Raw genomic sequence first — 13,054 nt, 5'->3', positions numbered from 1 at the left:
CCCTTGCTGGCTCAAAAAAACAACAATCTTCCAGCCTAACCGACGACAAGAAACCCAACGTTTCTGGAGGATTTTTGATGAATAGCTGGTTCGGCAACATCAGCGTGAACATGAAATTGGGCCTGGGCTTCGGCCTGGTGCTGGCCTTGACCTGCGTGCTGGCCCTGACGGGCTGGACCAGCCTCGGTGGCCTGATCGACCGCAGCAACTGGATGAGCGACATCACCCAGCTCAATGCCGGTCTAACCAAACTGCGCGTGGTGCGCCTGCAATACATGCTGACCAATGGCGATGAAACTGCCGCGCAAAACGTACAGACCACCCTTGAAAGCTTCGCCGCGCAACAACAGAAGCTGATCAACAGCTTCAAGAGCCCGGAAAACGTCAAACTGCTCAAGGAGCAGGCAGCGACCATTGCTGAATACCAGACCTCGCTGAATAAAATGCGCAATGCCTACCGCACCGGCAACAGCGCCCGCGACAGCATGAGCGTGAGTGCCGAGACCGCGTACAACCAGATCGAATCGATCAGCAAACGCGTGCAGCAGATGGACATGAGCGAGCAGCGTTTCGAACAGTTCCAGGCGATCACCGCCGCCAAGGAAGCGTTCATCCTCGCGCGCTACGAAGTGCGCGGCTACACCGCCACCACCAACGCCGAAACCGAACAAAAAGCCGTCGGCCAACTGGATGTCGCAATCGCCAGCCTCAAACAACTGAACGTGCATTTCGCCGATTCTCAGCAAGACGCGCTGCGTCAGCTGGAAACCGCACTGGTTAACTACCGCAGCGCATTGATGGCCTATAAAAACGCCAACACTGACGCCGTGCAGGCCCGTAAGGAAATGACTGATCAAGGTGCCGCCATCGTCACTACGAGCGAGCAGCTGTATCAGATCCAGCTCGACCGTCGCGACATCGAAAGTGCCCAGGCGCGCACCTTCCAGTTGATCAGCACCCTGCTGGCGCTGCTGGTTGGCGTGATTGCTGCGGTGATCATCACCCGTCAGATCACCCGTCCGCTGCAAGAAACCCTGGCCGTGGTCGAGCGCATCGCCAGCGGCGACCTGACCCAGAACGTCACCGTCACTCGCCGCGACGAACTCGGTGTGCTGCAACAAGGCATCGCCCGCATGGGTGTGACCCTGCGCGACTTGATCAGCGGTATCCGCGACGGCGTCACCCAGATTGCCAGCGCTGCCGAAGAATTGTCGGCGGTGACCGAGCAAACCAGCGCCGGCGTGAACAGCCAGAAGGTCGAGACCGATCAGGTCGCCACCGCCATGCACGAGATGACTGCCACCGTGCAGGAAGTCGCGCGCAATGCCGAAGAAGCTTCGCAAGCCGCTGCCGCCGCTGACGGCGAAGCCCGTGAAGGCGACAAAGTGGTCAACGAAGCCATCGCCCAGATCGAGCGTCTGGCCAGCGAAGTGGTGCGTTCGACCGAAGCCATGAGCGTGCTGCAACAGGAAAGCGACAAAATCGGCAGTGTCATGGACGTGATCAAGGCTGTGGCTGAACAGACCAACCTGCTGGCGCTCAACGCTGCGATCGAAGCCGCCCGTGCCGGTGAAGCGGGTCGTGGTTTTGCCGTGGTTGCCGATGAAGTGCGTGGTCTGGCCCAGCGCACGCAGAAGTCCACCGAAGAAATCGAAGGCCTGGTCGCCGGTCTGCAGAACGGTACCCAGCAAGTCTCGGCCGTGATGAGCAACAGCCGCGCCCTGACCGACAGCAGCGTCGCCCTGACTCGCAAGGCTGGCGCATCGCTGGAAAACATCACCCGCACGGTGTCGAACATCCAGTCGATGAACCAGCAGATCGCCGCAGCGGCTGAGCAGCAGAGCGCCGTGGCTGAAGAGATCAGCCGCAGCATCATCAACGTGCGCGACGTGTCTGAACAGACCGCTGCGGCGAGTGATGAGACGGCAGCGTCGAGTGTTGAACTGGCGCGCCTGGGTGGTCAGTTGCAGCAGATGGTCAGCCACTTCCGCGTTTGATCCTGATTTCGCGCTGAAGCCAAAAACCAATCGTGGGCAAGCCCGCTCCCACAGGGTTTTGAGTCGTTCACAGATGTTGTGTTCGACTCATGACGTGTGGGAGCGGGCTTGCCCGCGATTGCGTTATGGCCTTTCACCGCTTCACGTCAAACCACACCGTGCATAAAAAACTCGACCGGCACTTTAAAGAACTCCGCGAATCCCTTTATCTGGGCAACGGTCATTTTTCGCTTGTTATTCAATATCTCTGAAACAGCACTCTGGGTCGCAATCTCAGACAAGTCCTTCTGTTTGACGCCTCTTTCCGAAAGCAGAAACGCCAGCGCTTCAGATTGAGACGAATAAGCAATCAACACCGTTTCATTCTCGTACTCATAAACCCGATCAGCCACAAACTCCGCAAACCGTGCCGCAGCATGATCCTCGGTGTTCGCGTGGGAATAAAGCTCATCAATCAGGGCCATTCGCACTTGCAGATCGTCATCATTTTTTATCGGATCATGGCAGGCAGACAACAACTTGGACAAAGTCGCTAGCTGATCGCCCAGTCCCTCAAGCATGGGTGAAATATCGGCTATGAAGGAATCCAGTCCTGTCGCTTCGACTTTATTACGCTTCATTGAGATCACCTTTATTTTCGTTAAACATAAATAGCGTATTTCATTCTGGCCAACTACTTGACATCACCCTTCCACCATTTGTCATATCCGGCATGGGGAAGAATGTCCTTGATATAGATAGTGCCAGTCTTCGTGTTGATCCACGTAATGACACGGCACTCGTTTTTCTTGATATCAAAAACGTAAATATCAAGCGGACCTTTCTTGCTCGTCAGCCTCAGCTTCGAGTGAGGGATACGATCAACGTTCCAACCTGAGGCGCTGGCCCAGTCTTGACGAAGCTTCTCAAACGATTCGAAGCGCAGCGATGCTCTGTCGAAGATGGTTAGCCACAATGTGAGAGGATCTCTCCACTGGCCATGAGTCTCAATGGCCCGCGCAACCGCCGCTTTTGTGATCACTCTCATACAATTTTTCGGTTCTGGTATCCCTACATGCGGCCAAATTATCTCAAATACAGATATCTGTAAAGCAGATATTTTTAGCTTCACAGAACAAACCCGAAGCCAGATGTATCAGTGGCTTCGGGCTTTTTCTGTCAGTGGTGGACTTAGACATCAGCCATCACCGCGTCCCACGCTGGCGCAACGCCGACGGCATAAAATACGCATCCTCCGGCACCGGCTGCGCAAAATCCACCGTCTCCGCCTCTTCGTTATCAAGGTTCTGCACGTAGTAACGACGCGCCTGCAAATCGTGGAACACGTCCAGCGCACTCCATATGGTCGGCAGGTCGTAGAAGTTTTTCAGGTAGGCCATCGACACCCGCCACAACTCCCCGCGCCCATCGTACTGATCGACCAGTGCGGCGCCCCAGCTGTCTTCATCGAGAAACAGCACACGCTTGGAATAGATGTGCCGCGAGCCCGGTTTCAAGTTGCCTTCCACCACCCAGACCCGGTGCAGCTCATAGCGGGTGTACTTCGGGTTGAGGTGGCCCGGGGTGAGCAGTTGCGCGTATTTCACCTCGGGGCTGCCGACCTTGTAGTTGTTGTAGGGGATGTAGATTTCCTGTTTGCCCTTGAGCTTCCACTCGTAGCGATCCGGCGAGCCGTTGAACAGGTCGGTGTCGTCGGCGGTGCGCAGGCCATCGGAGGATGCGATCGGCGTGTCGTAGGCGAGGTTCGGTGCGCGGCGCACGCGGCGTTGGCCGGCGTCGTAGATCCAGGCTTGGCGCGCATCTTTGAGTTGATCGAGGGTTTCGTGCACCAGTGCGGCGCCACCGGCCAGGCGCGCCGGGCTTTTCACAAAGGCGAGGTAGTAGAACAGGATGTTTTTCAGGTCGGCGAACTGGCCGTTCGGGCGGTAGTAGTTGAACAGCGCTTCCTGCTGCGAGGTCACCAGCGCGAAGCTGCCATTGCGTTGCACTGGTGCTTCCGAGGCGCGGCGCACGACGTAGATGCCGCGATAGCGAGTGATGTGGTTCCACAATACTTCGACGCCGTCCTTGGGCACCGGGAACGGTACGCCGCCGTAGGCATCGGAGAAGCCGCTGCCGCCTTCGAGCAGCTTGGCCGAGGTCGCGTTTTTCAGGGTGTTGTCGTACAGCCATTGCGGCGCCGAGCCGGAGCGGCGCGACGGGTAGACAGGCATCTGGAACGTGTCGGGGTAGCTGTTGAACAGGGCGATCTGACCGGGGCTGAGGTGCGCTTTGTACTGGTCGAGATTGGCTTTGGTGATGGTGAACAGCGGTTTGTCGGCCGCGTACGGATCCGGGTGATGCTGGCCCGGTTTGTAGCCGGCCGGGGCTTGGACGATGCCGCCGGTCCAGGCGGGAATCGTGCCGGCCGCGTTGCCCGCGCGCTCGGCGCCCATGGGGGTCAGGGTGGTTTTCAGTTGTTCGGCTTGTTGTGGGGTGATGGCGGCCAGTGCGGTGCCTGCGGCCAAGCCTAAAACAAGCCCTAGCGAAGCCTTGGTCAATCTTGAAGTGCGAACCATGATCTTCTCCAAAGTACAAAAACCTGTGGGAGCTGCGGTGCGACGACTCGACTTGCCAGCGATTGCGGTGGGTCAGCCACCATTGATGTCGAATGTGCTGCCGTCATCGCGGGCAAGCCCGCTCCCGCACGGGGACGGGGTGCCGCAAGATTTGCTCCGGCCAATCACAAGAAATACTTGAGGTTGAACCCGACGTTATCGCGGTCGCGAATGCCGTTGTTCTGCCCGCCGCCGTAGAACTCGGTGTACTGCAACTCGGCTTCGAGCTTGTTCTGGTAGTTGGCCTTGATCCCCAGCGTGTAAGCCTTGCGCCCTTCGATGGTGTTGCCGGCCTGATAGCTGTTGCCCTCGAAATCGTCCTTGTAAACGATGTACGGCGAGACGTTGACCCCGGCGTACACGTCGTTCCAGGTGCCGTTGAGCATTGCCGTGTAGCTGTAGGAATTGCGGTTGACCTGATCGTCGCGATCACCGCCGGAGACATAGGAATAGTTGCCCGTGCCGGCGTAGTAACGACGACTGCCGTCGTAGGCGGTGTATTGCAGGCTGCTGCCGCGCAGGTGTTCGGAGGCCAGTTCGAAGATGCCGAACAGTGAGTCGAACGATGCCGTCGGGCCGAAGTTGTAGATGGTGCCGACGGAGGTGTTGAATGCTTCCACACGCTCGGCGTTGTTGATCTCGCTGTTGAGATTGACCATCTGCCCGCCGACGTTGATCGACCGTCCCGTCACCGCCACAGCCGCACCGTTGGCCAAATCGCCAATCAAATCATTAGTGGCCGCGACACCGATCGGCAGATTCGGCCGATAAGCGATTTCACCAAACACCGAGGCCTCGCCCAACGTGGTGTTGAAGCTGAAGCCGTACATGCGGATGTCTTCGGCATAACGCCGATGTGCCTGGATATTGCCCATCACATCAGCCGTGGCCAGACCGTTGGCCAACGCCCCGGCCTGACTGCCGGCGACACCGGACAACAGGTTAGTCAGCGCATCCATGTCGATGCCTTTGTAGCCGCCCAGATCCGCCGCGATGGTCGGCTCCTTGGCGTGGTAATTGACCATGTACAAACCGAACTCGGTGCTGTTGAGCTGTTCGGCGATGTAGCGAAAGGCGAAGCCGAACTGGCCATCGTTGCGTGCGTTGTAGTCCTTGCCGACGCTCGCCACTTTCAGTGTGTTGCCGTAGGCCGGAGTGACGCCGTTGGCGTACAGGCCAGTGGTTTGCAGGGCGGAGTTCAACAACGGGTTGTTGCCCAGCGCGCTGTACAGACCGATGACGTTGCCAAACCCCGGCACCGGCGTATCGAGCGCTGTGCCGCTGAAGTTGTTGTAACCGGTATTGCCGCCGTCGGCGAACAAGTCGGTCTGCGAGTAGAAGGTGCCGACCGGGTCGATGCGGGTTTCTTTCCAGTTGGTCTGGTAGAAACTCTCCATGGTCAGCGAATCGGTCAGGCCGATGTTGAAGCTCAGCGCCTCGACCGGCACCAGCACTTCCTTGACTTCGGCGCCGGGCAAGCGGTACTTGGAGGCGTCCACCGGGTTGGTGGTGTTGACCCCGCCGCGATAGAAAATCCCCTCGCCCCAGTTGAACACCTGACGGCCGACACGCGCCGTTACTGGCATCTGCGCAACGTCCCAACTGCTATGCACATAGGCGTCGAGCATCTCGATGCGGCTGCCGGCGATGTCGCGGGTCTGGCGGGTAAAATGATCGTCCTGCGGGTAGCTCTGGCTCGGTTGCGACGGGCTGTTGTTGTCGTAGTAGTCGTTGCGCTTGTCCATCAGTTGCGTGTCGTAAAACGCGGTGCCGCGCACGAACACACCGTAGTTTTGATAGTTGGCTTCAAGTTCGGAGGTGATCTTGTACACCTCGGAAACCAGTCCGGTGTCGAAGTTGCGATTGCCGTCGTTGGTGTTGACGTCGTCATTGGTTTTGTCGCGGCCCTGCACCCGCCACAAACGACCGTAAGACAAAGTCGTGTCGAGAGAGCCGGTGACTTGTTTGTCCATGAAGCTGAACTCCACCGCGTGCGCCGCATCGACTGCGCACAGTTGCAACAGCCCGGCCAGGCCGACACCGGGGAGCGCGGCGCCCGTCAGGCGCAATCGAGTGTTGATCATGTGTTCCTCCTTCCCTGTGTTTTTATTGTTTTTTTGTCCTGCCGCGAGGGCTAGGGCGCCAATCCCGCGCTGACGTAGATTCGACTGTGCGAGCCGAAATGCCCCAGCAACTTGAACAGTTGCCGGTTAAGTGCCGGATGGTCGAAATTTTCGCGATGCAGCTGATTGCCGCTGCTGAAATCACCGGTCGTCGGTGCTGTCTCAAGCCACTGCCCGATGGCCTCATCGAACGCTGCCGAGTCGTTGACCGATTCGGCACTGACCACTTCGCGCAGGTAGTCGACCGAGTACGGCGGGTAGGTTTTGTCCTGAGCCACATCGGCGTAAGCCGCGAGCATCGGGTGCGGCTGACCGACGCGCAGCAAGCGCCGCAGCCAGGTCGACTGGTACTTCTCCACTTCCATATGCCGAGTGGCGACGCGTTCGATCGAGGCCTGTTTGTCCTCAGCGAAACCAGCGATTGCCTTGCCTTCCAGCAACAGAAGACTGGCGAGATCGACGCCCGGCAATGGCTTGGCGTGATACGGCTGAGTCAGGTCTTGAATGTGGTGCAGGCCCCAGCCAAGAAAGCGATAACCCCAATACGGATGACCGCTGGCAAACGCCAGCCGCGCCAGGCCCATGTATTGATAGGCGCGCCAGTCCGGCCAACTGCGCTCAAGGAAACCGGCAGCGGCGTACACCACCGCGCTTTCATGGAAGAAGCCCATATGAAACGGCGCCTGCGAGCTGTACTGGAAACGCTCGTCACCAAAGGGTTGCGGGCCGAAGCCGTAGCGCGCGCCAGCGTCGCCGGGGTTGTCGCTGAACAGGTTGATGTCGTGGCCGTAATCCGGCTCGTCGGCGGCGCTGGCGAGCACGGCCAGTGGCGCGACTTTTTCGTGATCGGCGATGACGATGAAGCGCTGGCGATTCCACGGTGACAGGGTCTGCTCGACCATGACCTGATTGGCCTGCAGATGCTCACGTTCGGGCAGGTCTTTGCCGGGCAATGGCTGGATGACCATCGCCAGATGAATCTCGGGATTGATGCGCAGCGCAGTGAGAAAGTCGTGGCGCAAATTGTCACTCGGCACCGCCGGCAATTTCAGATTGTCGGGGCGTGGCGGGTACTGAGCGAAGTGCTCGCGGGCGAAGCTTTCCTGCTGCTCCAACAGCGCCAGAACGGCGGGATATTGCTCGGTGAGAAACTGCTCAAGTGGCTCGACTTCAACCGCAGGTGCATCACGCAACGCCGGCAGATCCTGCAACGCCAGATAGCTGCCCACCGTATGGTTCGACCAGCCCCAGGCGCTCGGGGCCGTTGCACAAAGCAGCAACAGGAGGAAAGTCAGCTTCATTGCTTTTCGTTCTTATTGGAGGTGCCGTGGGGGGTGAGCCTAACAACCGACCCCGCTGGTGACACTGTCCGATCTCACCAGAAAAAGTCTCCGATGGCGCCACATCGAATCGCAATACGGTTTCTGTAGGAGCTGCCGAAGGCTGCGATCTTTTGACGTTGATCTTGAAAAACAAGATCAAAAGATCGCAGCCTTCGGCAGCTCCTACAGGGGGATTTGTGGTGTGCTTTTTAGGCGGGGTAGCCGGTGATTTTGCGGATGCTCTGGTACAGCGGTTTAAGCTGGCGGTACATGCGCAGGTACACGTCTTTGTACAGTTGTTCGTAGATTTTTTGCGCTTCGGGCTGCGGGGTGAAAACCGTACCGACGCGAGTCATTGCCGCGATCGCCGAGGGAAAATCCGCATGCAGTCCCAACCCCACCGCACAGCAAATCGCCGCGCCCAGACCCGACGCTTCATACACATGCGGACGCTCCGCCGGCAGGCCAAAAATATTCGCCGTCAGCTGCATCGCCGCATCACTCTGCGAACCACCACCAGCAACGCGCAAACGCTTGACCGAGACCTTCGAACGCCGCTCGATATTCTCCATGCCCTGGCGCAACGCATACGCCAGCCCCTCAAGAATCGCCCGATAAATATGCGCACGAGTATGCACATCACCGAAGCCGATCATCGCGCCTTTCGCCTCGACACCCGGCTCGCGAATCCCCGGCGACCAGTACGGTTGCAGCATCAAACCCATCGAGCCCGGCGGGACCGCCTCAACCAGCGCATCAAACAACTGCTCCGGCTCGATGCCCTGCTCTTTGGCCTGTTGCATCTCGCGCAAACCGAATTCGTTCTTGAACCAGCTGACCATCCAGTAACCGCGATAAATCATCACCTCACAGTTGTACTGATCGGGCACCGCCGAGGGGTACGGCGGGATCAACGGGACGATTTCCAAATAGCGCGAGCGGGTGCTGGTAATCGTCGCCGTAGTGCCGTAGGACAGGCACACCGTGCTCGCATCGACCACGCCGGACCCGACCACTTCGCACGCTTTGTCGGCGCCGGCAGCAATCAGCGGCAAGCCTTCGGGAATGCCCGTATGGCGAGCCGCTTCAGCGGTGATGTAGCCGAGGGTTTCACCGGGTTTGTGCAGGGTCGGCAATTGCTCCGGACGTACCGCCAGCGCCTGCCATTTCCAGTCACTCGGTGCAGCCCATTTCAGCCTTTTGAAGTCGAATGGCAGATAGCCGACGCAGCACCCTACCGAGTCGACAAAGCGCCCGCACAGTCGATGAGTGAGAAACCCCGACAGCAACAAAAACTTGTCGGTCGCCGCCCACACTTCAGGTTGGTGTTTTGCTATCCAGTTCGCCTCAGCCTGGGCACGAAAATAATCCACAGTGGCCTGTGCGCCGACCAGTTTGAACAACCAGCCCCACGGCCCTTTGATGCCGCCTTCGACTTCGCTCTGACGCTGATCGAGCCACAGAATCGCCGGGCGCAATGGCTTGCCCTCGGCATCGACATTGATCACCGTGCCGCGCTGAGTGGTCAGGGAAACGCCGGCAATCTGCGAACGGTCGATGCCGGTCTGCGCCCACACTTGCTGGCAAGCCTCGCCGAGTTTCGCCCAGTAATACTCCGGATCCTGCTCGGCCCAGCCCGGTTGCGTCGAGTAATACGCCTGCAGTTCGACCTTGCCTTTGCCGAGCAGATTGCCCTGCAAATCGAAGAGCAGCGCGCGCACGCTCTGGGTGCCGTTGTCGATGGCCAGCAGGTAACGCTTGTTCGGGTGGTTATCCATGGAGCTCTCTTCAAGGGGCATCAAGGCGTGGCATCCGGCAAACCGTGATGGCGTTGCCACAACGCCCGATAACGCTGAATTTCCTGCTGCCAGTGCTCGTCGCTCCAGGCCAGTCGTGGCTGGCAGAGTGGGCGGATGGCGGCGAAATACTCTTCGCCACCGCGAGGCAACAGCAGGCCCAGACGCGTGCGGCGCAGTAGTAAATCATCCAGGTGCAGAACCATTTCACTCTCGCAGGCGAAGGCCAATTCCGCCCACAACGTATCCGTGGCGCCGACCGTGTCGTGGCCGACGTCTTTGATCAGTTGCGCCAGCCTTGGCAGCTCTCGGCCATGCCTTCCGGCCAGACGTCGCCACTGATAGCTGCTCAACTCAGGAATCGCCAGCGCAGGGACTGCGGCAAACACCGGCGCGGCGTCATCGACAAAGGGACGGTCCAGCATGCTCGCGCAGGCCTTGAGCACTTCGATGGCCTGCGGGCGGAACGTGGTCAGTTTGCCGCCGGCCAGTGTCACGCAACCGGGCTCCTGCCACAGCACATGCTCGCGTGTTTCGTTCGACGGTTTGTCTTGATGCGCACCTGCGCTGCCCACCACCGGACGCACGCCGGACCAGGTCGACAGCACATCATTCGCCGTCACTTCTGCGCCGGGAAATTGTTGCGTGCAGGCGGCCAGCAGATAGTCGAGTTCTCCAGCGCTGATGCTCGCGCTCTGATCCAGATCCTCACGATGATCAAGGTCCGTGGTGCCCACCACCGTCGCGCCTTCCCATGGGAAAACGAACACCGGACGACGATCACGCTGATGCAGAAAAGTAAACGCCTGCGCCACCGGCAAACGCCAACCCGGCAGCAACAAATGGCTGCCACGCAATGGCCGTAATTGCCGTGCTGCCTCAGTCGGCCGCAGACGCTCAGCCCACGCGCCAGTCGCCACAGCGAGAACACCGCAGCGCAATTGAAGTGACGAACCGGCCTCGCAATCCTCGATCTGAACGCCACACACTCGCCCGTTTTCACGCAACAGATGTTCGACGCGCACGCCATTGACCACGACCGCACCCTCGGCCCGCGCCTCGCTCAACACACGCATCACCAGCCGCGCATCATCGGTCAGCGCATCGACAAAACAGGTGCCACCGAGCAAGTCGTTTTCCCTCACGCCCGGCGCCAGATAACGCAGTTGTTGCGCATCATGAAAGCGATGGCTGCTCCGTCCCGCCAAGGCGTCGTACACGCTCAGCAAACCACCCAACACCCGTGGCCCGGGAAAGCCGCCGCGATAGTGCGGCATCAGGAAACTCATCGGCTCGACCAGCCCCGGCGCTTCGTCGAGCAAGCGCTGACGTTCGCGCACCGAATCACGAGTCAGGCGCCACTGGCCCTTGGCGATGTAACGCAAACCGCCATGGACCATTTTCGAAGAACGGCTGGAGGTGCCCCAGGCGAAATCGCGTTGCTCCAGCAGCAGGCAGCGCCAGCCACGACGCGCCGCTTCACGCAGGATTCCGGCGCCGCTGATGCCGCCGCCGATGACGATCAGATCCCAGGTTTCCTCGGCCAGCGTCGGCAGAATCTGCTGGCGCCACGCGGCGTTCCATTGCTGACTCATGGCCGTCACTCCGGCAGCAGCGTGCCGGGATTGAGGCGCCCGGCCGGATCGAAGTGTTTGCTCAACGCCTGCAAGGTGTCCATCGCCAGTGCGCCCTTCTCACGCAACAGGTACGGCGCGTGATCCTTGCCGACGCCATGCTGGTGACTGATGGTGCCGTGGTTGTCGACGATGGTCTGGCTGGCCGCGTGTTTGAGCGCTTTCCAGCGTGCCAGCGTCGCCGGGTAATCCGCCGCTGGGCGAAATACGTAAGTGGTGTAGATGCTCGAACCTTCGCCGTAGACGTGGGACAGGTGGGTGAACACGTGCACGCGTTCGCCTTCGGCGGCCAAGGCCTCGCGCAGACTGTTTTCGATGCGGTTGAGCAGGTTGTCGACGTTTCTCCAGTCGGTGGCGGTTTCGAGGGTGTCGACCACGTAACCGGCGTTCCACAGGTTCTCGCGCAGGTAGGGGAAACGGAAGCGGTTCTGCGCCCATTTCTTGCCGAGCAAAGTACCGGTGAACACGCCGCCGAAGGCCTTCAGATGCTGCCGCGCCTGCGTCAGCGACAATGCATTTTGTCGGCGATTGCCGGTGACGCCGAAGGTCAGCAGGCATTTCCCCTCCGCCGCGCCCCTTAACTTCAGGTACTTTTCCAGCCAGGCGATTTGTTGCGGATGACCGGCCAGCGCCAGTTGCGTTTCGGTTTCCACGGCGTTGGACAGGCGCAGCATCGACAGCGGTACGCGTGCCTGGGCCAATTGGCGGATGGCTTGCAGGGCCTTGGTCCAAGAGGGCAGAAACACGCCATAGAAACGTTCATCGGCAGGCAATGCGCTGACCCGCACCTTGACCTCGGAAATGATCCCGAACCGGCCTTCGCAACCCAGCACCACTTCGCGCAGATCAGGGCCCGCCGCTGAGGCTGGGAACGTTGGAATTTCCAAAGGCCCGGCAAAGGTTTCCAAGGTGCCGCCCGCAAACAATTGCTCGATCCGGCCATAGCGCAACGACTGCTGACCGCTGGAACGGCTGGCCACCCAACCGCCCAACGTCGACAACTCCCACGACTGCGGGAAATGCCCGAGCGTGTAGCCTTTCGCACGCAACTGACTTTCCACCTGCGGGCCACTCGCACCGGGGCCGAACGTTACCAGCAGGCTCTGTTCATCGAGGTCGATCAGGCGATTCATCCGCGCCAGTGACACCGTCACCACTGGCCGCGCTGAATCCGGCGGATTGATGTGCCCGGCCACCGAGGTGCCGCCGCCATACGGGATCAGACACAAGTCCTGTTCATGGGCGAGCGCCAGCAATCGGCGAATATGTTCAGCGGTCTCGGGAAACGCCACCGCGTCGGGATAATTGCCCAGCGCACCTTCGCGCAACGCCAGCCAGTCCGGCAGGCTCTGGCCCCGCGCATGCAACAAACGATCATGAGCATCGATACTGTACAAAGTGTGCGCCGACAACCGCGAGGCCGGCACACGCGCCAATGCTGCTTCAAGGGTCGCATCGGGCAGCGCGCGCCCCTCGCCCAGGCGTTCATGAAGAAACTCCGCGCCCTGGGCCGGCAGTTCGACCACCGTGGTTGCATCTCCCCAGCCGTTCCAGCGTCGCATGCGTGTGTCCTTTTTTGCCGTCG

At 59.9% G+C, this 13,054-nt stretch carries 9 protein-coding genes and 1 pseudogene; 2 read left to right on the top strand and 8 right to left on the bottom strand.

Features of this window, described 5'->3' with window-relative positions; all coding sequences use genetic code 11:
• Positions 1-77 precede the first annotated feature (77 nt).
• Together ACIF4X_RS13920 and ACIF4X_RS13915 are read left to right on the top strand one after the other, a co-directional pair.
• A pseudogene (locus ACIF4X_RS13920) lies at positions 78-1,139 on the top strand (methyl-accepting chemotaxis protein); the annotation flags it as partial.
• Positions 1,134-1,997: a methyl-accepting chemotaxis protein gene (locus ACIF4X_RS13915; protein ID WP_371748303.1), complete on the top strand. Its 864-nt coding sequence runs from the start codon at positions 1,134-1,136 to the stop codon at positions 1,995-1,997. The pseudogene ACIF4X_RS13920 and the gene ACIF4X_RS13915, both read left to right, overlap by 6 nt.
• Before the next feature lie 146 nt (positions 1,998-2,143).
• Here ACIF4X_RS13915 and ACIF4X_RS13910 read toward each other — a convergent pair whose 3' ends face one another.
• The 8 genes from ACIF4X_RS13910 to ACIF4X_RS13875 all read right to left on the bottom strand — a co-directional run bounded on the left by ACIF4X_RS13910 (position 2,144) and on the right by ACIF4X_RS13875 (position 13,031).
• Positions 2,144-2,617, bottom strand: coding sequence for a type II toxin-antitoxin system HigA family antitoxin (locus tag ACIF4X_RS13910; protein WP_007911534.1), 474 nt, complete (start codon positions 2,615-2,617; stop codon positions 2,144-2,146).
• 53 nt (positions 2,618-2,670) lie between these two features.
• On the bottom strand, positions 2,671-3,024 hold the full coding sequence (locus ACIF4X_RS13905; RefSeq protein ID WP_228759094.1) for a type II toxin-antitoxin system HigB family toxin: 354 nt from the start codon (positions 3,022-3,024) through the stop codon (positions 2,671-2,673).
• Positions 3,025-3,181: 157 nt separating this feature from the next.
• A complete protein-coding gene (locus ACIF4X_RS13900; RefSeq protein ID WP_397482579.1) occupies positions 3,182-4,555 on the bottom strand; it encodes a DUF1329 domain-containing protein in 1,374 nt (457 codons plus the stop codon).
• Positions 4,556-4,719: 164 nt separating this feature from the next.
• Complete coding sequence (locus ACIF4X_RS13895; RefSeq protein ID WP_397482578.1) at positions 4,720-6,678, bottom strand: DUF1302 domain-containing protein; 1,959 nt, start codon at positions 6,676-6,678, stop codon at positions 4,720-4,722.
• Between the two features lie 50 nt (positions 6,679-6,728).
• A complete protein-coding gene (locus ACIF4X_RS13890) occupies positions 6,729-8,018 on the bottom strand; it encodes a phospholipase (RefSeq protein WP_397482577.1) in 1,290 nt (429 codons plus the stop codon).
• Positions 8,019-8,248: 230 nt separating this feature from the next.
• Positions 8,249-9,817 carry an FGGY-family carbohydrate kinase gene (locus ACIF4X_RS13885; protein WP_397482576.1) on the bottom strand — a complete coding sequence of 523 codons (1,569 nt, stop codon included), beginning with the start codon at positions 9,815-9,817 and terminating at the stop codon, positions 8,249-8,251.
• Positions 9,818-9,837: 20 nt separating this feature from the next.
• Entirely contained in the window at positions 9,838-11,430 is a 1,593-nt protein-coding gene (locus ACIF4X_RS13880; protein WP_397482575.1) for a glycerol-3-phosphate dehydrogenase/oxidase, read from the bottom strand.
• Positions 11,431-11,435: 5 nt separating this feature from the next.
• Entirely contained in the window at positions 11,436-13,031 is a 1,596-nt protein-coding gene (locus tag ACIF4X_RS13875) for an FAD-binding oxidoreductase (protein WP_397482574.1), read from the bottom strand.
• Positions 13,032-13,054: the final 23 nt, after the last annotated feature.

Origin of the sequence: Pseudomonas sp. NPDC085632 (assembly GCF_044541255.1) — a bacterium.
Taxonomy (GTDB): Bacteria; Pseudomonadota; Gammaproteobacteria; order Pseudomonadales; family Pseudomonadaceae; genus Aquipseudomonas.
This window is presented reverse-complemented; position numbering and strand designations above follow the sequence as displayed.

Excerpts from the sequence above, each read along its gene's own strand:
- ACIF4X_RS13915 (WP_371748303.1), top strand. The coding sequence starts at position 1,134 with ATGGGTGTGACCCTGCGCGACTTGATCAGCGGTATCCGCGACGGCGTC.
- ACIF4X_RS13910 (WP_007911534.1), bottom strand. The coding sequence starts at position 2,617 with ATGAAGCGTAATAAAGTCGAAGCGACAGGACTGGATTCCTTCATAGCC.
- ACIF4X_RS13905 (WP_228759094.1), bottom strand. The coding sequence starts at position 3,024 with ATGAGAGTGATCACAAAAGCGGCGGTTGCGCGGGCCATTGAGACTCAT.
- ACIF4X_RS13900 (WP_397482579.1), bottom strand. The coding sequence starts at position 4,555 with ATGGTTCGCACTTCAAGATTGACCAAGGCTTCGCTAGGGCTTGTTTTA.
- ACIF4X_RS13895 (WP_397482578.1), bottom strand. The coding sequence starts at position 6,678 with ATGATCAACACTCGATTGCGCCTGACGGGCGCCGCGCTCCCCGGTGTC.
- ACIF4X_RS13890 (WP_397482577.1), bottom strand. The coding sequence starts at position 8,018 with ATGAAGCTGACTTTCCTCCTGTTGCTGCTTTGTGCAACGGCCCCGAGC.
- ACIF4X_RS13885 (WP_397482576.1), bottom strand. The coding sequence starts at position 9,817 with ATGGATAACCACCCGAACAAGCGTTACCTGCTGGCCATCGACAACGGC.
- ACIF4X_RS13880 (WP_397482575.1), bottom strand. The coding sequence starts at position 11,430 with ATGAGTCAGCAATGGAACGCCGCGTGGCGCCAGCAGATTCTGCCGACG.
- ACIF4X_RS13875 (WP_397482574.1), bottom strand. The coding sequence starts at position 13,031 with ATGCGACGCTGGAACGGCTGGGGAGATGCAACCACGGTGGTCGAACTG.